This window comes from Pseudomonas sp. PB3P13, from assembly GCF_054897735.1.
Genome location: NZ_CM142702.1, coordinates 1915251 through 1941319, shown reverse-complemented (window position 1 = coordinate 1941319; position 26069 = coordinate 1915251). Strand labels below are relative to the sequence as shown.

At 60.0% G+C, this 26069-nt stretch carries 27 protein-coding genes; all 27 read right to left on the bottom strand.

The features are described 5' to 3' along the window. Positions 1-19: 19 nt before the first annotated feature. On the bottom strand, positions 20-760 hold the full coding sequence (gene fliA / locus ACYZT1_RS08785; protein WP_150582603.1) for an RNA polymerase sigma factor FliA: 741 nt from the start codon (positions 758-760) through the stop codon (positions 20-22). Then, positions 757-1587 (bottom strand): flagellar synthesis regulator FleN, encoded by an 831-nt coding sequence (gene fleN / locus ACYZT1_RS08780; RefSeq protein WP_008001746.1) that lies wholly within the window; start codon positions 1585-1587, stop codon positions 757-759. Before fleN ends, fliA begins: the two co-directional genes overlap by 4 nt. Positions 1588-1703: 116 nt before the next feature. Continuing rightward, positions 1704-3029 carry a flagellar biosynthesis protein FlhF gene (gene flhF, locus ACYZT1_RS08775; RefSeq protein ID WP_462018579.1) on the bottom strand — a complete coding sequence of 442 codons (1326 nt, stop codon included), beginning with the start codon at positions 3027-3029 and terminating at the stop codon, positions 1704-1706. A gap of 12 nt (positions 3030-3041) precedes the next feature. After that, positions 3042-5171, bottom strand: a complete 2130-nt coding sequence (gene flhA, locus ACYZT1_RS08770; RefSeq protein ID WP_462018578.1) for a flagellar biosynthesis protein FlhA — start codon at positions 5169-5171, stop codon at positions 3042-3044. A gap of 258 nt (positions 5172-5429) precedes the next feature. Continuing rightward, positions 5430-6569, bottom strand: a complete 1140-nt coding sequence (flhB, locus tag ACYZT1_RS08765) for a flagellar biosynthesis protein FlhB (RefSeq protein WP_462018577.1) — start codon at positions 6567-6569, stop codon at positions 5430-5432. Positions 6570-6572: 3 nt separating this feature from the next. Beyond that, entirely contained in the window at positions 6573-7358 is a 786-nt protein-coding gene (gene fliR, locus ACYZT1_RS08760; protein WP_462018576.1) for a flagellar biosynthetic protein FliR, read from the bottom strand. A 3-nt stretch (positions 7359-7361) separates the two neighbouring features. Then, positions 7362-7631: a flagellar biosynthesis protein FliQ gene (gene fliQ / locus ACYZT1_RS08755; protein ID WP_150582608.1), complete on the bottom strand. Its 270-nt coding sequence runs from the start codon at positions 7629-7631 to the stop codon at positions 7362-7364. Then, positions 7628-8386 carry a flagellar type III secretion system pore protein FliP gene (fliP, locus tag ACYZT1_RS08750; RefSeq protein WP_462018575.1) on the bottom strand — a complete coding sequence of 253 codons (759 nt, stop codon included), beginning with the start codon at positions 8384-8386 and terminating at the stop codon, positions 7628-7630. The genes fliQ and fliP overlap by 4 nt, the downstream gene beginning before the upstream one ends. Then, positions 8386-8850: a flagellar biosynthetic protein FliO gene (gene fliO, locus ACYZT1_RS08745; RefSeq protein WP_462018574.1), complete on the bottom strand. Its 465-nt coding sequence runs from the start codon at positions 8848-8850 to the stop codon at positions 8386-8388. Before fliO ends, fliP begins: the two co-directional genes overlap by 1 nt. After that, entirely contained in the window at positions 8851-9309 is a 459-nt protein-coding gene (gene fliN, locus ACYZT1_RS08740; protein WP_462018573.1) for a flagellar motor switch protein FliN, read from the bottom strand. Between the two features lie 69 nt (positions 9310-9378). Continuing rightward, on the bottom strand, positions 9379-10347 hold the full coding sequence (gene fliM / locus ACYZT1_RS08735; protein ID WP_008024584.1) for a flagellar motor switch protein FliM: 969 nt from the start codon (positions 10345-10347) through the stop codon (positions 9379-9381). 9 nt (positions 10348-10356) lie between these two features. Beyond that, on the bottom strand, positions 10357-10857 hold the full coding sequence (gene fliL / locus ACYZT1_RS08730; RefSeq protein ID WP_462018572.1) for a flagellar basal body-associated protein FliL: 501 nt from the start codon (positions 10855-10857) through the stop codon (positions 10357-10359). Positions 10858-11034: 177 nt separating this feature from the next. After that, the gene (locus tag ACYZT1_RS08725; protein WP_462018571.1) at positions 11035-12405 is read right to left on the bottom strand and encodes a flagellar hook-length control protein FliK; all 1371 of its coding nucleotides are present in this window, start codon (positions 12403-12405) and stop codon (positions 11035-11037) included. Positions 12406-12498: 93 nt separating this feature from the next. Continuing rightward, positions 12499-12846: an Hpt domain-containing protein gene (locus tag ACYZT1_RS08720; RefSeq protein ID WP_462018570.1), complete on the bottom strand. Its 348-nt coding sequence runs from the start codon at positions 12844-12846 to the stop codon at positions 12499-12501. 30 nt (positions 12847-12876) lie between these two features. Then, positions 12877-14592, bottom strand: a complete 1716-nt coding sequence (locus tag ACYZT1_RS08715; RefSeq protein ID WP_462018569.1) for an ATP-binding SpoIIE family protein phosphatase — start codon at positions 14590-14592, stop codon at positions 12877-12879. Then, on the bottom strand, positions 14589-14894 hold the full coding sequence (locus tag ACYZT1_RS08710) for an STAS domain-containing protein (protein WP_462018568.1): 306 nt from the start codon (positions 14892-14894) through the stop codon (positions 14589-14591). The genes ACYZT1_RS08715 and ACYZT1_RS08710 overlap by 4 nt, the downstream gene beginning before the upstream one ends. 86 nt (positions 14895-14980) lie before the next feature. Further along, on the bottom strand, positions 14981-15430 hold the full coding sequence (gene fliJ / locus ACYZT1_RS08705; RefSeq protein WP_462018567.1) for a flagellar export protein FliJ: 450 nt from the start codon (positions 15428-15430) through the stop codon (positions 14981-14983). A gap of 6 nt (positions 15431-15436) precedes the next feature. Beyond that, entirely contained in the window at positions 15437-16795 is a 1359-nt protein-coding gene (fliI, locus tag ACYZT1_RS08700) for a flagellar protein export ATPase FliI (protein ID WP_462018566.1), read from the bottom strand. Next, positions 16785-17603, bottom strand: a complete 819-nt coding sequence (gene fliH / locus ACYZT1_RS08695; RefSeq protein WP_462018565.1) for a flagellar assembly protein FliH — start codon at positions 17601-17603, stop codon at positions 16785-16787. Before fliH ends, fliI begins: the two co-directional genes overlap by 11 nt. Positions 17604-17610: 7 nt before the next feature. Next, on the bottom strand, positions 17611-18630 hold the full coding sequence (fliG, locus tag ACYZT1_RS08690) for a flagellar motor switch protein FliG (RefSeq protein ID WP_150582620.1): 1020 nt from the start codon (positions 18628-18630) through the stop codon (positions 17611-17613). Continuing rightward, positions 18623-20410 carry a flagellar basal-body MS-ring/collar protein FliF gene (fliF, locus tag ACYZT1_RS08685; protein ID WP_462018564.1) on the bottom strand — a complete coding sequence of 596 codons (1788 nt, stop codon included), beginning with the start codon at positions 20408-20410 and terminating at the stop codon, positions 18623-18625. Before fliF ends, fliG begins: the two co-directional genes overlap by 8 nt. Positions 20411-20425: 15 nt before the next feature. Further along, positions 20426-20755 carry a flagellar hook-basal body complex protein FliE gene (gene fliE / locus ACYZT1_RS08680; protein ID WP_462018563.1) on the bottom strand — a complete coding sequence of 110 codons (330 nt, stop codon included), beginning with the start codon at positions 20753-20755 and terminating at the stop codon, positions 20426-20428. Positions 20756-20884: 129 nt separating this feature from the next. Continuing rightward, on the bottom strand, positions 20885-22264 hold the full coding sequence (locus ACYZT1_RS08675; protein WP_462019211.1) for a sigma-54-dependent transcriptional regulator: 1380 nt from the start codon (positions 22262-22264) through the stop codon (positions 20885-20887). Positions 22265-22272: 8 nt separating this feature from the next. Continuing rightward, complete coding sequence (locus tag ACYZT1_RS08670) at positions 22273-23496, bottom strand: sensor histidine kinase (RefSeq protein WP_462018562.1); 1224 nt, start codon at positions 23494-23496, stop codon at positions 22273-22275. A 110-nt stretch (positions 23497-23606) separates the two neighbouring features. Then, positions 23607-25082, bottom strand: coding sequence for a sigma-54 dependent transcriptional regulator (locus ACYZT1_RS08665; RefSeq protein ID WP_462018561.1), 1476 nt, complete (start codon positions 25080-25082; stop codon positions 23607-23609). A 173-nt stretch (positions 25083-25255) separates the two neighbouring features. After that, positions 25256-25552 (bottom strand): flagellar protein FliT, encoded by a 297-nt coding sequence (locus ACYZT1_RS08660; RefSeq protein ID WP_462018560.1) that lies wholly within the window; start codon positions 25550-25552, stop codon positions 25256-25258. A gap of 11 nt (positions 25553-25563) precedes the next feature. Next, entirely contained in the window at positions 25564-25959 is a 396-nt protein-coding gene (gene fliS, locus ACYZT1_RS08655; RefSeq protein WP_462018559.1) for a flagellar export chaperone FliS, read from the bottom strand. Positions 25960-26069: the final 110 nt, after the last annotated feature.

The window sequence follows — 26069 nt, the reverse complement described above, 5'->3', positions numbered from 1 at the left end:
CAGTGTCCCCACACTGCCTTCAGCGCGCTCGCCACTCCCCCAAACGCCCCCGCAAACGGGCCGCGCACTGGCTGTGTAACTGGCTGACCCGGGATTCGCTGACCCCCAGGACCTCGCCGATTTCCTTGAGATTCAGCTCTTCGTCGTAGTACAGCGCCAATACCAGCCGCTCCCGCTCCGGCAGATTGGCAATCGCGTCCGCCAATGCCGCCTGGAAGCGTTCATCTTCCAGATCGCGGGACGGCTCCATGTGTGCACTCGCGCCGTCCTCGTGCAGCCCCTCGTGTTCGCCGTCCTGCAACAGATCGTCGAAACTGAATAAACGGCTACCCAAGGTGTCGTTCAAAATCCCGTAGTAGTCGTCGAGACTCAATTGGAGTTCGGCCGCAACTTCATGATCTTTAGCGTCACGGCCGGTTTTAGCTTCAATCGAGCGAATTGCGTCGCTGACCATGCGCGTATTGCGGTGAACCGAACGGGGTGCCCAGTCGCCCTTGCGCACTTCATCGAGCATCGCGCCGCGGATTCGAATGCCCGCGTACGTTTCGAAACTCGCGCCTTTGCTGGCGTCGTATTTGGTGGAAACTTCAAGCAGGCCGATCATGCCCGCCTGGATCAGATCTTCAACCTGAACACTGGCCGGCAAACGCGCGAGCAAGTGGTAGGCAATGCGCTTGACCAGTGGCGCGTAACGCTCGATCAATTCGTACTGCGCGTCACGTGCCGACTTCTTGTAAAGGTTGTAACCGGTAGCTGTCATAGCACGGGTCCTGCGGTCTGTTGCACGAGGCGCTCGACGAAAAACTCCAGATGCCCACGCGGGTTGGCGGGCAACGGCCAGGTATCGACCTTTTGTGCGATGGCCTTGAACGCCAGGGAGCACTTGGAACGCGGGAAGGCTTCATAGACGGCGCGCTGTTTCTGCACCGCTTTGCGCACGCTTTCGTCGTAGGGCACCGCACCGACGTACTGCAAGGCAACGTCGAGGAAGCGGTCCGTGACTTTGGTCAGCTTGGCGAACAGATTGCGACCCTCCTGCGGGCTCTGGGCCATGTTGGCCAGGACGCGGAAGCGGTTCATGCCGTAATCGCGATTCAGCAGTTTGATCAGCGCGTAGGCGTCCGTGATCGAAGTCGGCTCGTCGCACACCACCAGCAGCACTTCCTGCGCAGCGCGAACGAAACTGACTACCGAGTCACCGATACCCGCAGCGGTGTCGATGACCAGCACATCGAGGTTGTCGCCGATATCACTGAACGCCTGGATCAGGCCGGCATGTTGCGCCGGGCTCAGATGAACCATGCTCTGGGTGCCGGACGCGGCCGGAACGATGCGAATGCCGCCGGGCCCTTGCAACAATACGTCGCGCAGCTCACAGCGGCCTTCGATCACGTCGGCCAGCGTACGCTTGGGTGTCAGTCCCAACAGAACGTCGACGTTCGCCAGCCCCAGATCGGCGTCCAGCAGCATGACGCGTCGGCCAAGTTCAGCTAGAGCCAGGGACAAGTTCACTGACACGTTAGTCTTGCCGACGCCACCTTTGCCGCCGGTCACCGCGATCACCTGTACGGGATGCATGCTGCCCATTTTATTTCTTTACCTTGTCTTGCATAGACGGAGGCCACATTACTGGCTGCGCGTTCACAAACGGAACAATGCATGGCAGACCATCGATGTAGGTACGAAAACTGTTCATTATCACCTCAGCCAACCCGCTTGGTCGGACTGTGGTAGAGGTCAGCGAACATGTCAGCCATGGCTTCTTCGCTGGGTTCTTCCTGCATTTGCACGCTGACGGCGCGACTGACCAGTTGATGACGGCGCGGCAGATGCAAATCATCCGGGATCCGCGGTCCGTCGGTCAGGTAAGCCACCGGCAACTCATGACTGATCGCCAGGCTCAACACTTCGCCAAGGCTCGCCGTCTCATCCAGTTTAGTCAGAATGCAGCCGGAGAGGCCGCAGCGCTTGTAACTATGATAAGCGGCGGTTAGAACCTGTTTTTGGCTGGTTGTTGCCAGGACCAGATAATTTTTTGATTTGATGCCACGACCGGCCAGGCTTTCGAGTTGCATGCGCAGTGCCGGATCGCTGGCCTGCAGGCCGGCGGTGTCGATCAATACCACACGCTTGCGCAGCAACGGCTCCAATGCCTGCACCAGCGATTGGCCCGGATCGACATGGGTGACCGACACGTTGAGAATCCGCCCCAGCGTCTTCAGTTGTTCCTGAGCGCCAATGCGGTAGCTGTCCATGCTCACCAGGGCAATGTTCTGCGCGCCGTACTTGAGCACGTAACGGGCCGCGAGCTTGGCCAGCGTGGTGGTTTTGCCCATGCCGGCAGGACCGACCATGGCAATTACACCGCCCTCTTCCAGCGGCTCGACGTCCGGTGTGACGATCATGCGCGCCAGGTGCGCCAGCAACATGCGCCAGGCCTGACGGGGTTCTTCAATTCCGGTAATCAGCTCGAGCAGGTCGCGCGACAACGGGCCGGAGAGGCCGATGCGTTGCAGACGACGCCAAAGATTGGCCTGGGCCGGACGGCTGCCTTGCAGCTGATTCCAGGCCAGCGAACCGAGTTGTACTTCCATCAGTTCGCGCAGGCTGTTGAGTTCAAATCGCATCGAGTCGAACGCCCGTGGATCGACGCCGGTCGCGGCGGCAGGTGCCGGCGCAGGACGACGTGGCTCGGCCGCGGTCGGCTCGATCAGTGGCTCGGCGGCGGTCAACGGCAGGCCGGCGAACAATTGGCGATTGGACGTCTTGTCGCTCTCGCCCTCGCCTCGCAGGCTCAATTCGGCCTGGGCGGTGACGATCCGCGACTGGGTCTTGCGCAGCTCGTTCTCGAGTTCCATGTTCGGAACCCGCGGGGCCAGCGCCGACAGTGTGTAATCGAGGGCAGCCGTCAGCTCGACACCACCGGCGATCCGGCGGTTGCCAATAATGGCCGCATCAGCACCCAGCTCATCACGAACCAGTTTCATGGCCTGACGCATATCGGCGGCGAAAAAACGCTTAACTTGCATAAACCACTACCCTCAGCCGTTGGGCCCTACTGTCGCAACGATGGTCACTTGCTTGTTGTCAGGAATTTCCTGATAAGCCAACACATGCAAACCCGGGACTGCCAGTCGGCCGAATCGCGACAACATGGCGCGAACCGGACCGGCTACCAACAGAATCACCGGTTGACCTTGCATTTCCTGACGCTGCGCCGCGTCGATCAACGAACGTTGCAGCTTCTCAGCCATGCTTGGCTCCAGCAGAACGCCCTCTTCCGAGCCTTGTCCCGCCTTCTGAAGACTATTGAGCAATATCTGTTCCAACCTTGGCTCGAGCGTGATAACTGGCAGCTCGGACTCAGTGCCTACAATGCTTTGGACGATTGCGCGGGATACGCCGACGCGCACAGCGGCCACCAGCGCGGCAGTATCTTGACTCTTGGCAGCGTTGTTGGCGATGGCTTCAGCGATACTGCGTATGTCGCGCACGGGCACCTGCTCGGCCAGCAGCGCTTGCAGGACCTTGAGCAACTGCGACAACGACACCACGCCAGGCACCAGCTCTTCCGCCAGTTTAGGCGAGCTTTTGGCCAGCAATTGCATGAGTTGCTGGACTTCTTCGTGACCGATCAGCTCGCTGGAATGCTTGTACAGAATCTGGTTCAAGTGGGTAGCCACCACCGTACTGGCATCGACCACGGTGTAACCAAGCGATTGCGCCTGCGCACGCTGGCTGATTTCGATCCAGACCGCCTCCAGGCCGAAAGCCGGATCTTTGGCGGTAATGCCGTTGAGCGAGCCGTAGACCTGACCGGGGTTGATCGCCAATTCGCGGTCCGGGTAGATCTCGGCTTCGGCGAGGATCACGCCCATTAACGTCAGCCGGTATGCACTTGGCGCCAGGTCGAGGTTGTCGCGGATGTGCACGGTGGGCATCAGAAAGCCCAGGTCCTGGGACAGCTTCTTGCGCACGCCCTTGATCCGCGCCAGCAACTGACCGCCCTGGTTGCGATCCACGAGAGGGATGAGGCGATAGCCAACTTCCAGTCCGATCATGTCAATCGGCGTCACATCGTCCCAGCCAAGCTCCTTGGTTTCCTGCGCGCGGGCCGGCGACGGCAGCAGTTCCTGCTGACGCTTGACCTCTTGCAACGCTTGCACCTTGACCACGTTCTGCTTCTTCCAGAACAGGTAGGCGGCGCCCGCTGCGACAGCCGCCATGCTCAGGAAGGAAAAATGCGGCATGCCCGGCACCAGCCCCATCACCGCCATGATGGCCGCTGCCATCGCCAGTGCTTTGGGCGAGGAGAACATCTGCCGATTGATTTGTTTGCCCATGTCTTCCGAACCGGAAGCACGGGTCACCATGATCGCGGCGGCCGTGGACAACAGCAGTGATGGCAATTGCGCCACCAAACCGTCACCGATGGTCAACAACGCGTAGACCTTGCCGGCGTCGCCGAAGGTCATGCCATGCTGGAAGATACCGACAGCCATGCCGCCAATCAGGTTGATGAACAGGATCAGCAAGCCGGCGATGGCGTCACCGCGCACAAATTTGCTGGCACCGTCCATGGACCCGTAAAACTCGGCTTCCTGCGCCACTTCCGTCCGGCGCAACTTCGCCTGATGCTGATCGATCAGGCCGGCGTTCAAGTCGGCGTCGATGGCCATTTGTTTGCCGGGCATTGCATCGAGAGTGAAGCGCGCGCTCACCTCGGAAATGCGTCCGGCGCCCTTGGTCACTACGACGAAGTTGATGATCATCAGGATCGCAAAGACCACGATACCGACCACGTAGTTACCGCCGATGACCACTTCACCAAAGGCCTGGATCACCTTGCCCGCCGAGGCATGGCCGTCCTGACCATGGAGCATGACCACGCGAGTGGACGCGACGTTGAGCGCCAGTCGCAATAGCGTAGCCACCAGCAGGATGGTCGGGAATACCGCAAAGTCCAGCGGCCGCAAGGCGTAGACGCAAACCAGCAGGACAACGATCGACAAGGCTATGTTGAACGTGAAAAACACGTCCAGCAGGAACGGCGGGATGGGCAGCATCATCATTGCCAGCATGACCAGCAGCAACAACGGCACACCCAGATTGCCTCGACTCAGGTCGGCAACGTTTGTACGGGCACTGTTGATAAACTGAGAGCGATCCACCGATTTTCCCCGTTCCTTTAAAGCAAACTTTTGACGCCCGAAGCAGGCGCAGGATGGCTACTGCAAGAAGCCTTCCAACTTGTGCAGAGTATTGGAACAGAGGGTTTGACCGGGGATTTGGGCTGACTGTGCCGACGTCATCGCGAGCAAGCCCGGCCCCCACAATGGACCGGGGTGTCTGCGAAATCCGTGGTCACCACAAAACCTGTGGGAGCCGGGCTTGCCCGCGATGGGGCCACCCGCGGATAGAGCAAGACCTCAGGAATCGCGCCGCAAGTCCGGTGGAATCGGCAGATCATCCTTGAGCGGATCCGGGCGTTTGCCCTTGCCCGCGCGGTGCTGGCGGATCTGGTAGACGTAGGCCAGGACTTGAGCGACCGCCAGGTACAACCCGCCCGGAATTTCCTGCTCCAGCTCCGTGGAGTAATAGATTGAACGCGCCAGCGCCGGCGATTCCAGTAGCAGCACGTTATTGGCCACGGCGATTTCGCGGATCTTCAGCGCCAGAAAGTCGCTGCCCTTGGCAATGAGCATCGGCGCGCCGCTCTTGTCCGGGTCGTACTTGAGCGCCACGGCGTAATGCGTCGGGTTGGTGATGATCACGTCCGCCTCGGGGATCGCCGCCATCATCCGCCGCTGGGACATTTCGCGCTGCAATTGACGAATACGCTGCTTGACCTCCGGTTTGCCCTCCTGATCCTTGTGTTCGTCACGCACTTCCTGCTTGGTCATCAGCAGTTTCTTGTGGCTCTCCCACAGCTGCACCGGCACGTCCACCGCCGCGATGACGATCAGCCCGCACGACATCCATAAGGTACTCCAACCGACCACCTGCAGGCTGTGAATAATCGCCATGTCCAGCGGCTCATGGGCAATGCGCATCAAGTCGTCAATGTCGGCCGACAACACCATCATGGCCACGGCCAGGGTGATGATGAATTTGGCCAGCGCCTTCAGCAGCTCAGCCACAGCCTTGAAGGAAAACATGCGTTTGAGGCCGGCGCCAGGGTTCATGCGGCTGAACTTCGGCGCCAGCGACCCGGCCGCGAACAACCAGCCGCCGAGGGAGATCGGGCCGATGATCGCCGCCAGCACCAGGGTGATCATGATCGGCTGAATCGCCAGCAGCGCCATCAAACCCGAGCTCAACAGGTACGTGCCCATGGAGCGCTGATCAAGGATGACTTCTCGCGACAAAGTAAAATTGTGTCGCATCAACTCCATCAGTTCCTGCGCCAGCGCGCCACCGAATATCAGCAGCGCAGCAGAGCCGACCAGCATGATTGCCAGGGTATTGAGTTCTTTGGAGCGCGCAATCTCGCCTTTTTCCCGCGAGTCTTTTTTGCGCTTCTCGGTGGGGTCTTCCGTTTTGTCCGCGCCGCTTTCGCTCTCGGCCATGACTCAGCGCGCCTGTGCCAGTTCGCGTAAAAACTGCAGAGCCTCGGAGGCCAGCGGTTGATACTGATTGAGAATGTCCGCCAGCCCGACCCAGACGATGAACAAGCCGAGCACCAGGGTCAGCGGGAAACCGATGGAGAAAATGTTCAGTTGCGGCGCCGCGCGGGTCATGATGCCGAACGCGATATTGACCACCAGCAACGCGGTGATCGCCGGCAGCACAAGCAGCAGCGCAGCGCCCAACACCCAGCCCAGCTTGCCAGCCAGCTCCCAGAAATGATTGACCATCAGACCGCTGCCGACCGGCAACGTGGTGAAGCTTTCGGTGAGCACTTCGAACACCACCAGGTGGCCGTTCATTGCCAGAAACAGCAAGGTCACCAGCATGGTGAAGAACTGCCCGATCACCGCTACAGACACGCCGTTGGTGGGGTCAACCATGGACGCGAAACCCATGCCCATCTGGATCGCAACAATCTGCCCGGCCACCACAAAAGCCTGAAAGAACAGCTGCAACGAGAAGCCCAGCACCGCGCCGACCAGGATCTGCTCGGCGATCAGCATCAACGCCGACAAGTCCAGCGCATTGACCGGCGGCATCGGCGGCAGGCCGGGGGCGATGACCACGGTGATCGCCACGGCGAAATACAGGCGTACCCGCGTCGGGACAAGCGTGGTGCCAAAGATCGGCATCACCATCAGCAACGAAGCGATGCGAAACAGCGGCAACATGAACGTCGCCACCCAGGTACTGATCTGGGTATCGGTGAGCTGCAGCAGCGACTCCATGACCTAGCCGATGACCCGCGGAATATTGCCGTACAGCTGCAGGATGTATTCCATGAAGGTCTGCACCAGCCAGGGGCCGGCGACGATCAGCGTCACCAGCATCACCAGCAAACGCGGGAGAAAGCTCAAGGTCTGTTCGTTGATCTGCGTGGCGGCCTGGAACATCGCCACCATCAAGCCCACCAACAAGCTCGGAATCACCAGCACTGCCACCATCACGGTGGTCAGCCACAGCGCTTCACGAAAAATGTCGACCGCAACTTCCGGCGTCATGGTGAGACACCTCCGAAGCTGCTCGCCAGGGTACCGATGATCAGCGCCCAGCCATCCACAAGCACGAACAACATGATCTTGAACGGCAGAGAAATGATCAGCGGCGAGAGCATCATCATACCCATGGCCATCAACACACTGGCGACGACCAGGTCGATGATCAGGAACGGAATGAAGATCATGAAACCGATCTGGAACGCGGTTTTCAATTCAGAGGTCACGAACGCCGGCACGAGAATGGTCAGCGGCGCCTGATCCGGTGTAGCGATGTCGGTGCGCTTGGACAGGCGCATGAACAGCTCGAGATCGCTGCTGCGGGTTTGCGCGAGCATGAAGTCCTTGATCGGCACCTGCGCCTTGGCGACGGCATCCTGAGCAGTGAGTTTTTCCGCCAGATAGGGCTGCAAGGCATCCTGGTTCACCCGGTCGAACACCGGCGCCATGATGAACAGGGTCAGGAACAAGGCCATGCCGGTGAGGATCTGGTTCGACGGCGTTTGCTGCAGACCGAGGGCCTGACGCAGGATCGAAAAGACGATGATGATTCGGGTGAAACTGGTCATCAGCATGACAAACGCCGGAATGAAGCTCAGCGCCGTCATGATCAGCAGAATCTGCAGGCTGACCGAATATTCCTGCGCGCCCTCGGCATTGGTGCCCAGGGTGATGGCCGGAATCGACAACGGATCGGCGGCGAAAGCCAGCGGTGCAGCCAGCAGCAGGGCCAGCGTCAAGATGATGCGCAGCGCACCCATTACTTCTTATCCTTATGGTCCTTGCCCATCAGCTCCATCAGGCGCTGGGCGAACTCAGGGGTCGCTTTTTCAGTCCCGCTTGGCACTTCAACCGGCTCTTTAAGCACATGCAATGCGGTGATGGTGCCGGGGCTCAGGCCCAGCAGAATCTGCTCGTTACCCACCTGCACCAGCAGCAGTCGATCACGCGGACCGAGCGCCCGGGAGCCGATCAGTTCGATCACCTGCCCTTTGCCCGCCGGCCCGGCCTGCTGCACCCGGCGCAACAGCCAGGCGAGAAAGAAAATCAGGCCCAGCACCAGCAGCAACCCGAGCACCAGCTGTGTCAGTTGCCCCGCTACCCCACCGCCGACAGCAGGCGCCGCCGCAGTCGTGACAACCGGCTCGGCTGCCAGCACGCCAAATGGCGACACAAGCGCCACCGCAAGCGCAAACCCTTGCAAAAGCCTCAGCACCCTTTTCACTCAGCGCAGCTTCTTGATGCGTTCGCTTGGGCTGATCACGTCGGTCAGGCGAATGCCGAACTTCTCGTTGACCACCACAACCTCACCGTGAGCGATCAATGTGCCGTTGACCAGCACGTCGAGCGGCTCACCGGCCAGTCGGTCGAGTTCGATCACCGAGCCCTGGTTGAGTTGCAACAGGTTGCGGATGTTGATGTCGGTGCTGCCCACTTCCATGGAAATCGACACCGGGATATCGAGAATCACATCCAGGTTCGGGCCGTCGAGCGTCACCGGATCGTTGTTCTTCGGCACGCTGCCGAACTCTTCCATCGCCAGTCGACTGGACGGCGAGCTCGCGGCATCAGCGGCCAGCAAGGCATCGATATCGTCCTGCCCGCCGTCACCCGACTCTTCCAGAGCCGCAGCCCATTCATCGGCCAGCGCCTGGTCGTCCTGGGTATTCATGTCGTTAGCCATCATTTGTCCTCGGCGTGCAACTGTTCGATTCGAAACAGTCATTTAGCAAATAGGGAGTTGGAGCGCCGGTCAACGGCGCTCGATCGGCTCGATCACTTGCAACGCGAGGTTGCCTTTGTGCGAGCCCATCTTGACCTTGAAGGCCGGCACGCCGTTGGCGCGCATGATCATTTCTTCCGGCATTTCCACCGGGATGATGTCCCCCGGCTGCATGTGCAGAATGTCCCGCAGACGCAACTGGCGACGAGCAACGGTGGCACCTATCGGCACGTCCACGTCGAGCACGTCCTGACGCAACGCGTTGACCCAGCGCTCATCCTGATCGTCGAGGTCCGACTGGAAGCCGGCGTCGAGCATTTCGCGTACCGGCTCAATCATCGAGTACGGCATGGTCACGTGCAGGTCACCGCCACCGCCGTCGAGTTCGATGTGGAACGTCGACACCACAATGGCTTCGCTCGGCCCGACGATGTTAGCCATGGCCGGGTTCACTTCCGAGTTGATGTACTCGAAGTTGACCTCCATGATCGCCTGCCAGGCTTCCTTCAAATCGACGAAGGCCTGTTCCAGCACCATGCGTACCACGCGCAATTCGGTCGGGGTGAATTCGCGCCCCTCGATCTTGGCGTGGCGGCCGTCGCCACCAAAGAAGTTGTCCACCAGCTTGAACACCAGTTTGGCGTCGAGGATGAACAGCGCGGTGCCGCGCAACGGTTTGATCTTGACCAGGTTGAGACTGGTCGGCACATACAGCGAGTGCACGTATTCGCCAAACTTCATCACCTGCACACCGCCAACGGCAACGTCCGCCGAACGACGCAGCATGTTGAACATGCTGATGCGGGTGTAACGGGCGAAACGCTCGTTGATCATTTCCAGGGTCGGCATGCGTCCGCGGACGATGCGATCCTGGCTGGTCAGGTCGTAGCTTTTGACACTGCCCGGTTCGGCAGCGGTATCGGTCTGTACCAGACCATCGTCGACACCGTGCAACAGCGCGTCGATCTCATCCTGGGACAGCAGGTCCTGCACGGCCATGTCGTGTTCCTACTGCAGTACGAAATTAGTGAAAAGCAACTGCTCAATGGCCACTTTGCCGAGTTCTTTCTGCGCCACTTCCTGGACGCTGGCGGTCGCTTTCTGCCGCAACATCTCCTGGCCCACCGGCGAGGCGAGTGTGGCGAAGTCCTGCCCGGAGAACAGCATGACGAGGTTGTTGCGGATCACCGGCATGTGCACTTTCAACGCATCGAGATCCGCCTGATTGCGCCCTTGCAGGGTGATGCTCACCTGCATGTAACGCTGACGACCATTCTGGTTGTAATTGGCCACAAAGGCCGGCGCCATGGGTTCGAAAACCGCCGCCTGCTTGCCGACCGGGGCGGTCTGAGCCGCGACATCAGGCTTGCTCTGAGCGCCCTGCATGAAGAACCACGTCGCGCCCACGGACAAGCCGATGGCCAATATAAGCGCCACCACGATCAAGATGATCAGTTTGAGTTTGCCTTTGGTTGTGGGGTCTTTTACTGCTGCTTCGCTCTTCGCCATGCCAATAATCCGTCACTATTCGGTTTTTCACAGTTGCACGGCAAGGCAAGAGCAAGTGTTATGCCATGTAGGAGCGAGCTTGCTCGCGAAAAACCTGAGAACGGCGTCGGGTGTCAGGTTTAGCGCGATTTCGTTGACGTCCATCGCGAGCAAGCTCGCTCCAGAGTGGATACGGGATCAGGCGTAATAATCGACAATGCTGGAGCCGATCACGCTGCTGGTCGTGGCCGCCACTTCGGCAACCGTTGGCAAGGCCTCGTCATCTGCAGAACCGAGACGGCCACCGTTGGCGCCGGTGCGTCCACTCTGGCTCTGCCGGGCCTGTTCCTGCCCCTGCTGCGAATCACGCGACTGGTCCGACACACTGACATCGACCTGGCCCATGCCCTGTTGCGCGAACATATCGCGCAGCCGGTGCATCTGACCATCGAGCGCTTCGCGAACACTTGGATGGGCACTCATGAACGTCACTTGGGTCTGCTGATCGGGCACCATGTTCACGCGAATATCGAGGCGGCCCAGCTCAGCCGGCTGCAACTGAATGTCCGCCGCCTTGAGATTGACGCTGGACAGGTACATCACCCGGTTCACCACTTCTTCGGTCCAACCGCTCTGATTCATGGTGATCGGTTGATTGACCGGCACGGCGTTGGCGGTCTTCGGGGTGGCTGCCTGTGTCAGCGCCGCCAGACGGTTGGCGAAATCATCGACCCGAGTGTCACTGCTGGCTGATTTCAAGTCTTTGAGACCGTCGTCGAGCAGCCCGGCAAAGGCTTTTTCGCCGCCCTGCCCGGTGCTCTCTTTCTCGCCCTGGACATCAAGCATGCTGACCAGGCCGCTGGCGAAACTCTGCGCCGGGGTCGCTTCTCCGTCAGCCAGAGCCTGTGCCGACGTGGCGGCGGCTTTGGGCTGCGCCTGGCTCGCCGGGGAGATATGACCACCCTGCTCCATCGCCAGGCGCAAGGCCGGCAAGGCGTCGAGCGGATCGGCCTCGGGATCGAATTCACCCTCGACTGCGGACGCCTGCGCCTGCGTCATCGTAGCGGCAACTGCCAGAGCCGCATCGGCGGCGGACGGCGCAGGGGTCGCAACGACAGCCTTAGGCACAGCGGGTGCCGGCGCCGTCGTCACTAGCAATTCGGTCGCCAATGCTGGATCGAGAGCAGGATCTATCGGCGCGATATCGGCGACCGGCGTCACGCCCACATCCACATCGGAAGCGTCCTCGCTGACCGTCTTGTCATCGGCAGGCGCCGGTTTCTCGGCGGGCAAGGATTTGCCGCTATCGGCAACCGGCGCGTCCGGGGCGGCGGCTTTGTCGTTGCCGACGTCGTTGGGATTCGGGGTGTCGGCGGTCTTGTCCCGTACCGGCTTCACCGGCCCATCGGCGGTGGCCAAAGGTTTGTTCTGCCCCTGTTTGGCGTACACCTGAGAGAAGCTGGACGCCTTGTCCCCGGGCTCGGCAAGCTGCGCCGACGACTTGGCGGAGGCCGTAGAAGTTTTAGCCTGTGCGGCGGCCTGAAGCAGAATATTTTGGGTGACGGGCATGAAACGCTCTCCGCTGCACTGGGATCGAAGGTACAGGTGCGAAGAACATTGCAAGGTTTGAGCCAGCTTTCGCCGAGGACGCTGGACGGCTGCTCAGCCGGTCTGGGAACGCTGGCGCTCCGCTTCATACAGCGGGCGGACAAGGGCAAATTCGCCGTCGATCTCGCCGATCAATTGCTCGATGCCTTCCAGAAGTTTTCTTTTCGCTCGCTGCTCAAGTTCATTGCACAGCTCTGCAAGGCGAATGGCGCCCATATTGCTGCTACTGCCTTTGAAGCTGTGCGCCGCATTCATCAGTTGCACGGCATCTTCGGACTGGCGCAATACGTTCAAGCGCTCTTCGGAATCGGCGATAAAAGTATCCAGCAACGTTGGATACTCATCTTCCATCACTTCTTGCAACGCGCTTAACACGTCGCGATCCAGATGTGTGTCAGCCACTTGCTCACTCCTTGATCAAGAATGCGTGGATTATGCCAGAGCGTTCCAGAAAAACTCTACGCGGGCACTTCTACCATTATCGGACCAACTCGCATCGTGGCTGAGCTGGCGGATCAGGCTCACGCCCCTTCCCGACAGACGGACGTCACTGACAGGCCGAGCCATCACCCGCTCGATATCAAAACCCTCGCCGCTGTCCTCGACCCGGATGGTCAAACACCCGCCCGCGGCCGTGGGCGACACGTGTAAATGCACGCGAATGTAACCCTCCTGCAAAGCATCCAGGCGCGCGCTGCGTTGTTGATAGTAGCGGCTGAACCCTGCAGCATCGCGCTTGAGGCTGGAGTCCAGATCTAACACGCCATGCTCGAGCGCGTTGGAATACAGCTCCGCCAGCACGCTGTAAAGCGCACCGCTCTGGGCACGCAAGCCATGCACTTCCAACAGCAATTGCAAGAGCTGCGGTACCGGGTTGAAGCGTTTGAGCGTTGCTGCGCGAAACTCGAAATTCACCGACCAGTCGAGCGGGCAGGACAAACCGCTGTCGGAATAGACCAGGGCCGGCTGGCTGAACTGCGTCGTTTCCAGCAGGCTCACTTCGACCATGCTGACATCGTCGCGAGCTTCCCCGCGAAAATCACGCAAGGCCTGCTCAATGTCCTCGAACAGATGATCGGGCTGACGATTCGCCGCGAACACCTGCTGCAAGCGTTCCACGCCAAACAATTGTTCGTTGGCATCGCACGTGTCGATAACGCCGTCGGACAGCAGGAAGACCCGATCTCCCAGCGCCATGGGAAAGACTTCAGTGTTATCCGCAAAGGTTTCCGGGCTCAGTACGCCCAGCGGCAAATGCCGTGACACCAGCGGCGTGCGCCTGCCACTCTTGATCGTGTGCAGATAGCCGTCCGGCATGCCGCCGTTCCAGACTTCCAGTGAGCGGCGCTGAAAATTAAGGCACAACAGCGTTGCACAGCAGAACATGTCCACCGGCAGGATACGCTTGAGCTTGGCGTTCATCTCGCGCAGCGTCTCCGCCAGGCCGTAGCCTTTGGTGGTCATGCCGTAGAAGACCTCTGCCAGCGGCATCGCCCCGACCGCGGCGGGCAAGCCATGGCCGGTGAAATCACCGAGCAATACATGCATATGCCCCGCCGGTGTAAACGCCGCCAGCAACAGGTCGCCGTTGAACAGCGCATAAGGCGATTGCAGATAGCGAACATTGGGGGCGCTGAGGCAACCGGAATGAGCCACTTTATCGAACACGGCCTTGGCCACACGTTGTTCGTTGAGTAAGTACTCGTGGTGGCGGGCGATCTGGTCACGCTGCTGCAGCACGGTCGCCTGCAATCGCCGCAAGCGATCCATCGCCTTGATCTTGGCACCAAGGATCACCTGGTTATACGGCTTCGCCAGAAAGTCGTCGCCGCCGGCTTCCAGGCATCGCGCCAGCGCTTCGCTTTCGCTCATCGACGTCAGGAAGATGATCGGCACCAGGGTTTCCCCGGCCAGGGCCTTGATCTGCTGCGCCGCTTCGAACCCGTCCATCACCGGCATCATGGCGTCCATCAACACCAGATGCGGGCGCTGCTCGCGAAACGTCTCGACCGCTTCAGCACCGTTGGCTGCGGTCAGCACCTCATGGCCCTGACGACGGACGATGCTCGACAGCAGCATACGATCGGCTGCGCTGTCCTCGGCGATGAGGATTGTCAGCGACTCGAACGATGCCTGCAGGGCGGTCATGCTAGGTCGAAGATCTGTTCGAAATTGGAAATGGCGAGGATCTTGCGCACATCGGCGTTGGCGTTTGTCAGCCTGATTTCAGCGTTCTCGCCACCCGCGTGGTCACGCAACAGCAGCAGCATGCCGAGGGCGGAACTGTCCAGATAGGTGGCGTCCTTCAGGTCCACTTCGAAAGATTCGGGTTTTGGCTGACGGTTTTCGTAGGATTCACGAAATTCCTGATGCTTGGCGAAATCGAATCGTCCCTTGATCGATATCGTCAGCTTTTTCCCTTCCTGGGATGTTTCTGAATGGACTGACATAGAACGGCTTCCTTGTCATTGTTGAAAGTATGTGTACAAGGTTTAGCATTTGGCGGGGATAGGGGCAAGGCTGGCGATTTGCGGATTCAAAACTGATTCTGGCGTGGCAACCGCTGCGCCAACTCGTCCAGCAGCTTCTGCTCACGCTTGTCCTCCAGCGCCCGCGCTTCGTCGGCATAACGCTGAACCAGCTTGCGCAAGCCCTCAACCCGGGCGAACGCCTGTTGCCAGGTGTCCCGCGCCTTGTTCAGATTGTTCTGGTGCCACGCCAGGCTCTGGCGCTGCTGATCGATGGCGATGCCCAACTGCGCAAGAAAACCCTGATAGCCCAACAGCCACTGACCGGAAACACCGCTGCTGCCGCGCACGATCCACTGTTCCTGATAATCGAGGCGGAACGCTTCCAGGTCAGCGAGCTTGCTCTCGGCCAAACGCACCTGCCCCTGAAAATGCCCCAGGCGCTGGACAGCGGTCTTCTCGGCCTTTTCGGCCATTTCGACCACCGGCGCCAGGCGCCCTGCCCGACTCTGCGCCATGAGCGATTAACCGCCGGCCGCGGGTGCGAAGATCGAGCCGAGGTAGGCTTCGCTCTCGCCCAGGCTGATGCTGTCGTTCAAACCCTGTCGCAGGTATTTGACCAACTGCGGATGCAGGGCGATCGCCAGATCGGTCTCGCGGTCACCGCCCGCAACATAGGCGCCGACGCTGATGAGGTCGCGGCTCTGCTGGTAGCGCGACCACAACTGCTTGAAATATTGAGCGCGATTCATGTGTTCCTGCGTCACCACCGATGGCATCACCCGGCTGATCGACGCTTCGATATCAATGGCCGGGTAATGACCTTCTTCGGCCAGGCGACGGGATAACACGATGTGCCCGTCGAGCACGCCTCGCGCCGAATCGGCGATTGGGTCCTGCTGATCGTCACCTTCGGACAACACGGTATAAAACGCCGTAATCGAACCGCCGCCTTTCTCGGCATTACCCGCCCGCTCCACCAGTTTCGGCAGCTTGGCGAACACCGAGGGCGGATAACCCTTGGTCGCCGGGGGCTCGCCGATGGCCAAAGCGATTTCCCGCTGGGCCTGGGCGAAACGGGTCAGGGAATCCATGAGCAATAAGACGTTCTTGCCCTTGTCGCGGAAATACTCGGCGATGCGCGTGCAATACATCGCAGCGCGCAGACGCATCAAAGGCGCATCATCCGCAGGCGAGGCGACGACCACAGCACGCTTGAGGCCCTCTTCACCGAGGCTGTGCTCGATGAATTCCTTGACTTCGCGACCGCGCTCGCCGATCAGCCCGACGACGATAATGTCGGCTTCGGTGAAGCGCGTCATCATGCCCAACAGCACGCTCTTGCCGACGCCCGTACCGGCGAACAGACCCAGACGCTGGCCGCGCCCGACCGTCAACAAGCCGTTGATCGAGCGAATGCCCACGTCCAGCGGTTCGCTGATCGGATGGCGTTTGAGCGGGTTGATGGTCGGGCCGTCCATCGGCACCCAGTCTTCGGCTTTCATTCCGCCCTTGCCGTCCAGCGCTCGGCCGGCGCCATCGAGCACTCGACCGAGCATGCTCATGCCCATCGGCAAACGACCGGTGTCGGCCAGTGGCACCACGCGGGCGCCAGGGGCAATACCGGCGACGCTGCCGACCGGCATCAAAAATACTTTGCTGCCGGAAAAACCCATGACTTCGGCTTCAACCTCGACCGGGTGATAACTGTCGTCATTGATGACCATGCAGCGGCTGCCCATGGCGGCGCGCAAGCCCTCGGCCTCAAGGGTCAGGCCGACCATGCGCAGCAAGCGTCCTTCGAGGATCGGCGCGCCGGCCAGTTCAGTGGCGTCGGCATACGTACTCAGACGCTTGGCGAAACTGGTGCGATCAAGGCGCATCGGAAACCTTCGCTTCTGGCTCGGCGACTGCCTCGGCGACCGGCCTGGCGTCGACCGGCAATGCCAGGCTTATGTCCGGCGCGGCCGGGTGCAAGGCTTGTTCGTGCATCTGGTCGAACAGCTTGTCCATCACCCGCGCCACGCGGGTTTCGACGGTGGCGTCAATCCGGCTGTGCTCGGTTTCGACCCGGCAACCACCCGCTAACAACGTTTCGTCCTCGACGATACGCCAGGTTTCCTCGTGACGCTCGCGCAGGGCTTTGACCTGTTCGAAATCCTGCGGATTGATGAACAGGCGCACATTGTTCACGCCCAAGGGCAGCAGCTTGAGCGCGTCACGCATGACAATTTCGATTTGCGTCGAGTCGATGGCCAGTTCGCGCTGAATGACCTGCCGGGTGATGTGCTGCACAAGATCCACCAGCGACCTCTCGATCAAGGTGTCCTGTTCGGCGATTGGCTCGAACAAATGCGCCATCAATTGCTCGAGGCTGGCGATCTTGGTCGTCAGTGCGACTTCCGCTTCCTGACGAACCCTCAGCGTGGTGCTGTGAAAACCTTCTTTCTCGCCCACCGCGAAGCCTTCGTTATAGGCCTCCTGCCGAATGCTTTCGAGCTCTTCGAGGGTCAGTGGCTGGACTTCATCCAGCGGCACTTCTTCCATCTGCGGCGGCTCGGGTTCGAGTTCCGGTTGCGGCTCGGGCTCCGGCACATGCGGATCGAAACTCGGCAACGACCAGACATCGAAACCGCCGACGTCCTTGGCACGGATCAGGTCGGTCTGGGACTCATCGTGTTGGGTCGACATAGTGAACCTAGATCATCTCTTCGCCGCCCTTCCCGCCGAGAACGATTTCTCCGGCTTCGGCCATGCGGCGGGCAATGGTGAGGATTTCTTTCTGTGCGGTTTCCACATCGCTGACGCGCACCGGGCCTTTCGCCTCGAGGTCGTCGCGCAACAGTTCGGCCGCCCGTTTGGACATGTTCTTGAAGATCTTTTCCTTGACGCCTTCGTCGGAGCCTTTGAGGGCCAGCACCAGTACATCGGAAGACACTTCGCGCAACAGCGCCTGAATGCCACGGTCATCGACGTCGGCAAGGTTGTTGAACACGAACATGAGGTCTTCGATCTGACCGGACAGGTCCTCGTCGACTTCGCGAATCGAGTCCATCAACTGACCTTCGATCGAGCTGTCGAGGAAGTTCATGATATCGGCCGCACGCTTGATGCCACCCAGGGTGGTGCGCGAAGCATTCGAGTTGCCGGAGAACTGCTTCTCGAGAATCTGGTTGAGCTCTTTGAGCGCAGCGGGTTGCACCGTGTTCAGCGACGAGACACGCAGGATGATGTCCAGACGCACCTTGTGATCGAAATTGCCGAGCACTTCGCCGGCCTGATCAGGGTCGAGATACGCCACCACGATCGCCTGGATCTGCGGGTGCTCGAAACGGATTACGTCGGCCACGGCACGCGGCTCCATCCATTTCAAACTGTCGAGGCCGCTGGTGTTGCCGCCCAGCAGGATGCGGTCGATCAGGCCGTTAGCCTTGTCTTCGCCCAATGCCTGAGTGAGCATTTTGCGCACGTAGTCATCGGAGCCGACACCGAGGCTGGTCTGATCGCCAACGATGTCGACGAACTCGCTCATCACCTGCTCGACCTGCTCGCGGTGCACGTTGCCCATTTGCGCCATCGCCACGCCCACACGCTGGACCTCTTTGGGCCCCATGTGGCGCAACACCTGGGCGGCATCGGTCGAACCCAGCGACAGCAGCAAAATGGCGGCTTTGTCGACTTTGGTCAGTTTGGCGGCAGCGACTCGGTTATCACTCATCTGCGTTAATCCACTCTTTCACGACCTGGGCCACACGACCCGGATCTTCTGCCACCAGACTTTTGATTGCATTCAACTGAGCGTCATAGCCTTCGCTTGGGCTCGGCAGCAGAATGCTTTGCGGACCGCCGAGGCTGACGCGGTCGTTGGCCAGTTCGCCGTCGAGTCCGCCCATGCCACCAAGTTCCACGTCACTGCCAATGCCGGCCAGCTGTTTGCTTTTGCCGCCACCGGTGATGTTATTGAGCACCGGACGCAGCACACCGAATACCAGCACCAGGATGAACAACACACCCAGCACTTGCTTGACGATGTCCCAGAACCACGGCTGGGAATAGAACGGAATGTCGGCGATCACTTCCCCGCGCTCGGCGGAGAACGGCATGTTGATCACGCTGACACTGTCACCACGGCTGGCATCGAAACCGACGGCGTCCTGCACCAGACGCGTGAAGCGCGCCAGCTCGTCAGCGGTCCACGGCGCGCGGCTGGTTTCGCCGTTGGCTGCGTTGACCTTGACCTGATCGTCCACAACCACCGACACCGACAGGCGATTCAAACGGCCCTGCTGTTGCTTGGTGTGGCTGATGGAACGGTCGAGTTCGAAGTTTTTCGTGGATTGTTGACGTTTGTCCGCCGGGTACGGTGCGAGCATCGGCTGGCCGGTGGCCGGGTCCATGATCTGTTGACCGTTAGCGTCCAGCAGCGGCTGACCCGGCTGCACCATGCCGGCCGCCGCTGCGGCGCCACCGGTGGTTTGCGGCGCCGAGGCTGGCGCTGGCGGCTGATTGCTCAGCGCGCCCGGAATACCTTGCGGGCCATTGCTGGCGGTGCGTTGTTCATTGACCGATTGCTCGCTGCGCAATGCCGGTTGGTCCGGGTTGAATTGCTCGGAGGTCGATTCGACGGCACTGAAGTCGACATCGGCCGACACCTCAGCTTTATAGCGATCGTTGCCCAACACCGGTTGGAGGATGTTGTGCACACGCTGAGTCAGCATGCTTTCCATGCGACGGCTGTAATCGAATTGCTTGCCGGCCATGGTCAGCTCGGAGTTCTCCGCCTGATCCGAGAGCAGATTGCCCTTCTGGTCGACCACAGTAATTTGCGACTTGCTCAGCTCGGGCACGCTGGTGGCAACCAGATTGATGATCGCCACCACCTGACCCGGTTCCAGCGAACGACCGGAATACAGTTCGACCAGAACCGATGCACTCGGCTTGCGCTCATCGCGCACGAACACCGAGCTTTTTGGAATGGCCAGGTGCACGCGGGCGCCCTTGACATTGTTCAGGCTGGAAATGGTCCGTGCCAGTTCGCCTTCAAGGCCGCGACGATAACGGGTCGCTTCCATGAACTGGCTGGTGCCCAGGCCTTGCTCCTTGTCGAGGATTTCGAAACCGATGTTGCCGTCGCTGGGAGTGACACCAGCGCCCGCGAGTTTGAGCCGTGCACGGGACAGGTCTTCGGCCTTGACCAGCAAGGCGCCGGAATTGGGTTCGACGGTGTAAGGAATGTCAGCGGCGGCCAGGGTATCCATCACCTGCTTGGCGTCCATACCGGCAAGGCTGCCGTACAGCGGGCGGTAGTCCGGTTGCTGCGACCACAACACGACGGCGAAGCCAATCGCCACGCTCGCAGCCAGGCCGACCAACAGGCCCACCTGACGCAACATGGTCATCTCGGAGAGGTTTTCCAGAAAAGACAACCCGAACAGCGGCGGTTTACCGTCTATCGGAGTGGACTTGGCCGGAACATTATCAGCGGCTGCATCTGCCATGACTCAATCTCGTCCTTATACCGGCATCTGCATGATGTCTTGGTAGGCCTGAACCAGTTTGTTGCGCACCTGAGTCAACGCCTGGAAGGACACGCTCGCTTTTTGCGAAGAAATCATCACGTCTGTCAGGTCGACACCGCTCTTGCCAATCTCGAAGGCGGAGGCCAACTGACTGGACGCTTGCTGGGTTTCGCTGACTTTATTCACGGCCTGGCCGAGCATGTCGGAAAAGCTGCTGCCACTCAATTCAGGGACAGCGGCAGACGATTTAGGCGCAGACATGGCATCCATTTGCATGGCCCGCATGTCCAGCATCAATCGATTGAATTCAATACCTTGGCTCATGATCTGCTCTCTTTGGCGACCCGCAATTTTTTGACACTCACTCGGCGGGTAGTGAGGTGTTAGCAAGACCGGTGCCAGCTCACTGACAGCACTGAACAAAAGGCCTGCGCGACGTTGTCGCAGGCGTTGTCAGGTCGCAAACAGATACGCTTCCACATCCATGCCGGCGTCCCGCATTTGCGCCAGCTTGTAGCGCAGGGTCCGCGGGCTGATGCCCAAACGCTCGGCCGCTTCCTTGCGACGACCACGCTCGGCCCGCAGGGTATCGATGATCATCTGGAATTCGCGGCGACGCAGGTCATCGCCCAGCGCCCCGGCGGGTTCTGACTCGATTGCCACGGCGCGAACAGTCGCAGGCGTCGCTGCGGGCAAAGGCGCATAGGTGACCGGCCCGGTCAGGCAGAAATCCTGAGGCTGGATCAACCCGCCCTGCTGCAGGATGAGCGCGCGCTGAATGGCGTTATCCAGTTCGCGCACATTGCCCGGCCATGGATAAGCAATCAGGCACGCCTGAGCCTGCGGCGACAGCTTCGCCGCAGCATGCTTCATTTTATTGACATGTTTGGCCAATAGTCGCTCTGCCAGCGGCAGGATATCGGCGGTGCGCTCGCGCAGCGGACGCCACGCCAGCGGAAAAACCGAGAGCCGATAATAGAGGTCCTCGCGGAATCGCCCTGCCGTCACCTCGCCAGCCAAATCGCGGTTAGTGGTAGCGACCACACGAATGTCCAGGGAGATCGGCTTGCGCGCACCGACCCGCTCGACTTCACGTTCCTGCAAAACCCGCAGCAGTTTCGCCTGAAGCCCCAACGGCATCTCGGAGATTTCATCGAGCAGAATCGTGCCGCCATCAGCCTGTTCAAATTTGCCGGCCTGGGCCGCAATGGCGCCGGTGAACGAGCCTTTCTCGTGACCGAACAGCGTCGCTTCAAGCATGTTGTCAGGGATCGCCGCGCAGTTGATCGCAATGAACGGCTGACTGGAGCGATGGGAATGCCGATGGATGTAACGGGCGAGCACCTCTTTACCGGTGCCGGATTCTCCGGAGATCAAAACCGTGGAATCACTGCGGGCCACTCGCGCGGCCAATTCCAGCAACTGCGCGCTGGCCGGCTCGAAGGCGACCGGGCCCTCACTCTCCGCTGCACCGAGGGTACCCAGGGCATGGCGCGATACCAGATCCAGCAGCGCTTTGGGCTCAAAAGGCTTGACCAGATAATCTGCCGCACCCTGGCGCATGGCATCGACAGCGCGTTCGACAGCACCGTGCGCCGTCATCAATAAAACCGGCAGCTGCGGCTGACGCGCACGCAATAGACCGAGTAACTGATGGCCGTTCATCCCCGGCATATTTACGTCACTGAGCACGAGATTGAAGGCCTCGGCGCCGACTGCCTCCAGCGCTTCTTCGGCAGAACCGACCGCCATGTAGTCGTGGCCGGCGAGCAACAGCGTGTCAGCCAGCGCTTCGCGCAGCGATCGGTCGTCCTCGACCAGTAGAACCTTGATTTGCCTGCTCACAACGCAACCTGCGCGCCAGGCCGATCACTGGAGAACAGCGGCAGGATCACTTGCGCGCAAGTCCCGCGACCCGGCCGCGAGCGCAGCTGCAATTCGCCCTGATGGGCACGGGCCACCGCCTTGACCACTGCCAGGCCGAGGCCGGTGCCGGTGGTTTTGGTGGTGAAAAACGGCTCACCCAGTCGCGCCAACACCTTGTCGTCGATGCCGCTACCGTTGTCGCTGACGCACACACGCAAGCAGCCGCCACGGGTGTAAAGATGGACTTTCAGGCGCACTACACCGGCGCTGGCCTGGATGGCATTTTCGAGAAGATTGAGGATGGCACCGACCAGCGTATCGCGATTGCACAACAACTCCCCTGCATGACTGTCGCACTGCCATCGGATCGGCAGGTCCTGAACATGGGTCAGTGCGGCCGATTGCAGCGACTGCATCAGCAGCGCGGGGGTAATGCGATCCGTCAGCGGCAACTCACCCCGGGCGAACACCAGCATGTCGCGCACTTGATGCTCCAGCTCGTGCAGGCGTTCTTTCAAGCGGCCAGCGAAACGTTGCCGGGTTTCCACCGGCAAGGTCTGCTCTGTCAGATGACTGGCATAAAGCAACGCGGCGGACAATGGCGTACGAATCTGGTGCGCCAGCGACGCGACCATTTTGCCCAGCGAAGACAGGCGCTCGTGGCGCGCCAATTGATCTTGCAGGTGACGGGTTTCCGTCAGGTCATTGAGCAACACCAATTGACCCGGCTCGGCGTCCAGCGAACGGGTAGAGATGGACAGACGGCGGCCGTCCTTGAGAGAGATTTCATGACCGTCATCCTCGCGGGGCGCGAAGCAACGGGCAATCACGTGGCGCCACAGCTCGCCTTCGAGGGGCAGACCGAGCAGCTCACGAGCGGCGGGGTTCGCCTCCCGCACGATGCCTTGAGCGTCGATGACGATGACACCGCCGGGCAGCAAATCGAGCAGGTTTTGCAGGCGGTTGGCCAGCCGTTCTTTTTCCGCCAGCTCCTGCATGCGCTGGGCGCTGACGACGGCCAGCTCACCCTTGAGCTCGGTGACCCGGGCTTCGAGCAAACTGTACGAGTCAGTCAACTGGCTAGACATCTGGTTGAACAGCGAGAATGCCTGCTCGAGACCAAGCCGGCTCGCCTGTTCTACGGACGAGGGTTGCCCCGCTACGTCAGGGACAGGAAAAATCTGGGCGGCTTGGGGCATCGTGCTCTCTCGCTTGGCTGACCGTCAGTGAAACGGAACGTTGCGAGGGATATAGCAATACCCGTGCCTAAAAAAAACCGCCCATAAATTAGTGACTTGAAAAACGGGCGTCAATCATCCGCCTGTTCATCACCGTCACGACGACTCATGCCGTACTTACGCATCTTTTCAACCAGCGTGGTACGACGAATCCGCAGGCGCTCAGCTGCACGGGCGACAATGCCATTGGCATCATCGAGCGCTTGCTGAATCAACCCTTGCTCAAGACCACCGAGGTAATCCTTGAGGTCCAGACCTTCCGGCGGCAGCATGGCGTTGGCGGTGAAGTCCGGCGTGTGACCGTTGATGGCCACGCGCTCTTCGAGATCGCTACGCAGGCTGTCGACCAGTTGCTCGTCTTCGTCATCGACATAGCGGAATTTCTTCGGCAATTCGACCACACCGATCACCCCGTACGGATGCATGATCGCCATGCGCTCCACCAGGTTGGCGAGTTCACGTACGTTGCCCGGCCAGCCGTGACGGCACAGCGACATGATCGCGGCGGAGTTGAAGCGGATCGACCCGCGCTTCTCGTGCTCCATGCGCGAGATCAGCTCGTTCATCAACAGCGGAATGTCTTCGACGCGTTCACGCAGGGGCGCCATCTCGATCGGGAACACGTTCAGGCGATAGTAGAGATCTTCGCGGAAGGAGCCGATCTCGATCATGCTTTCGAGGTTCTTGTGGGTCGCGGCAATGATGCGCACGTCGACACTCTGGGTCTTGTTGCTGCCCACGCGTTCGAAGGTGCGTTCCTGCAATACGCGAAGCAGTTTGACCTGCATCGGCAACGGCATGTCGCCGATTTCGTCGAGGAACAAAGTGCCGCCGTTGGCCAGTTCGAAACGCCCGGCTCGGCTGGTGATCGCGCCCGTGAAGGCGCCCTTCTCATGGCCGAACAATTCGCTCTCCAGCAACTCGGCCGGGATCGCCCCGCAGTTGACGGGTACGAACGGCGCTTCCCGGCGCTTGGAGTGATAGTGCAGGTTGCGCGCGACCACTTCCTTGCCGGTGCCGGACTCGCCGAGGATCAACACGCTGGCGTCGGTGTCGGCGACCTGCTGCATCATCTGGCGGACGTGTTGAATCGCCCGACTGGTGCCGACGAGGCTGCGGAAAAGGTTGGGTTCGCGATGACGGCCGCGCTCGCGGGCCTGGTCGTACATCTCGCGATAGACCTGGGCACGGTGCAGGGAATCCAGCAGCTTGCTGTAGCTGGGTGGCATTTCGAGGGTCGAAAGCACTCGGCGACGCTGGTCTTCAGGCAAGTCAACGGAAGAATTATCGCCCATCAACAAGACCGGAAGGAACTCATCCCAGGTTGAGAGTGTCTTTAACAAGCCCAAAAGTGCGCCCGGAGCGTTCACCGTTCCGATCAGGACGCAGATCACTTCACGACTTGATGACAACGAGCCGACAGCCTGCTGCCAGTCATGGCTGCCACAGGGTAAATTTTCTTCACCAAGAAAATTTAGAATCACCGCCAGGTCGCGGCGGCGGACGCTATCGTCATCGATCAGCAGAATTTTGGTTTCACGCCACATGCAATAGCAACTTCCCTAGTCAAACTCGGATGCCCAAAGTCGGGCAAGCTGGACGCTTGCAGACACCATATGCCTGTAGACGTCTGGTAATCGGAAACAGCCACTAGTTAAGTCAAAAAATGTCGCACAGTCAAATTTATGGCGCAGAAAAGTTTCAATTAACTGACGGTTTTTCAACCGAACAGATGGTAAACCTTTGCCGCGCTCTGTGCTTGATGGATCTGCGACATCTCGTCAACTATTGCCTGACGCTCTCCGGTCGCTGCTTCGAGCAGTTTTTTGTACACACCCAGCAGCTCTTCGAGGTTGTCGCGCAACGCGGCTTCGTCCACGGCAGCTTCACTCAAGACGTCTTCCATGCAGGATCGGCAGGCCAGGTCCAATGCACCAATGGCTTCCCAGTTTCGCTCGGCCAGTGCACCCACCAGGCCTTCACGGGTTTGTTCGATACGCTGCAAGACAAGACTCATGGTGATCTCCCTTAAAACTGCGGACCCGGCGCGGCGATAGCATCCCAGCCGTCTTTGACGGTGCGGAGCAGATCGGCGACTTCGTCGAGTATTTTTGGATCGGCCTTGATATTGGCTTCGGCCAGACGCTTCATCATGTAGGTGTAGAGGTTGTCCAGCTCACCCACCGATGCCGCCTGGTTCTCCAGATCAAGACCTTCTCGCAAGCCACCGATGATGCCGATGGCCTTGCCAATCAACACACCCCTGTTAGGTATGTCTTTACGTTCCATCGCGCCTTTGGCCTGAGCAATGCGATCCAGGCCTCCCTCCATCAGCATCTGCACCAGACGATGGGGACTGGCTTCGGAAGTCTGCGCCTGCGCGCCAATCTTCTGGTATTGGCGAAGGGCTAACATCGGGTTCATGTTCTACCTCATCTGAAATCTGTGGTTCGTATAAACAATATATCGACGGTGCGTCAAAAAACTTTAGAGCCAAACCACAAAAGCCCGGCGCGTCAAATGACGCTGCCGGG

Coding starts and splice junctions, on each gene's coding strand:
- fleN (WP_008001746.1), bottom strand. CDS start 1,587: ATGGGCAGCATGCATCCCGTACAGGTGATCGCGGTGACCGGCGGCAAA.
- fliQ (WP_150582608.1), bottom strand. CDS start 7,631: ATGACGCCGGAAGTTGCGGTCGACATTTTTCGTGAAGCGCTGTGGCTG.
- ACYZT1_RS08710 (WP_462018568.1), bottom strand. CDS start 14,894: ATGTCAGTCCATTCAGAAACATCCCAGGAAGGGAAAAAGCTGACGATA.
- fliS (WP_462018559.1), bottom strand. CDS start 25,959: ATGAACCCGATGTTAGCCCTTCGCCAATACCAGAAGATTGGCGCGCAG.
- flhB (WP_462018577.1), bottom strand. CDS start 6,569: ATGGCCGAGAGCGAAAGCGGCGCGGACAAAACGGAAGACCCCACCGAG.
- fliH (WP_462018565.1), bottom strand. CDS start 17,603: ATGTCGACCCAACACGATGAGTCCCAGACCGACCTGATCCGTGCCAAG.
- fliJ (WP_462018567.1), bottom strand. CDS start 15,430: ATGGCGCAGAGTCGGGCAGGGCGCCTGGCGCCGGTGGTCGAAATGGCC.
- fliN (WP_462018573.1), bottom strand. CDS start 9,309: ATGGCTAACGACATGAATACCCAGGACGACCAGGCGCTGGCCGATGAA.
- fliP (WP_462018575.1), bottom strand. CDS start 8,386: ATGGGTGCGCTGCGCATCATCTTGACGCTGGCCCTGCTGCTGGCTGCA.
- fliG (WP_150582620.1), bottom strand. CDS start 18,630: ATGAGTGATAACCGAGTCGCTGCCGCCAAACTGACCAAAGTCGACAAA.
- flhF (WP_462018579.1), bottom strand. CDS start 3,029: ATGCAAGTTAAGCGTTTTTTCGCCGCCGATATGCGTCAGGCCATGAAA.
- ACYZT1_RS08715 (WP_462018569.1), bottom strand. CDS start 14,592: ATGACCGCCCTGCAGGCATCGTTCGAGTCGCTGACAATCCTCATCGCC.
- ACYZT1_RS08660 (WP_462018560.1), bottom strand. CDS start 25,552: ATGAGTCTTGTCTTGCAGCGTATCGAACAAACCCGTGAAGGCCTGGTG.
- ACYZT1_RS08665 (WP_462018561.1), bottom strand. CDS start 25,082: ATGTGGCGTGAAACCAAAATTCTGCTGATCGATGACGATAGCGTCCGC.
- fliM (WP_008024584.1), bottom strand. CDS start 10,347: ATGGCCGTGCAGGACCTGCTGTCCCAGGATGAGATCGACGCGCTGTTG.
- fliA (WP_150582603.1), bottom strand. CDS start 760: ATGACAGCTACCGGTTACAACCTTTACAAGAAGTCGGCACGTGACGCG.
- fliL (WP_462018572.1), bottom strand. CDS start 10,857: ATGGCGAAGAGCGAAGCAGCAGTAAAAGACCCCACAACCAAAGGCAAA.
- ACYZT1_RS08725 (WP_462018571.1), bottom strand. CDS start 12,405: ATGCCCGTCACCCAAAATATTCTGCTTCAGGCCGCCGCACAGGCTAAA.
- fliE (WP_462018563.1), bottom strand. CDS start 20,755: ATGAGCCAAGGTATTGAATTCAATCGATTGATGCTGGACATGCGGGCC.
- fliF (WP_462018564.1), bottom strand. CDS start 20,410: ATGGCAGATGCAGCCGCTGATAATGTTCCGGCCAAGTCCACTCCGATA.
- ACYZT1_RS08670 (WP_462018562.1), bottom strand. CDS start 23,496: ATGCCCCAAGCCGCCCAGATTTTTCCTGTCCCTGACGTAGCGGGGCAA.
- fliR (WP_462018576.1), bottom strand. CDS start 7,358: ATGGAGTCGCTGCTGCAGCTCACCGATACCCAGATCAGTACCTGGGTG.
- fliI (WP_462018566.1), bottom strand. CDS start 16,795: ATGCGCCTTGATCGCACCAGTTTCGCCAAGCGTCTGAGTACGTATGCC.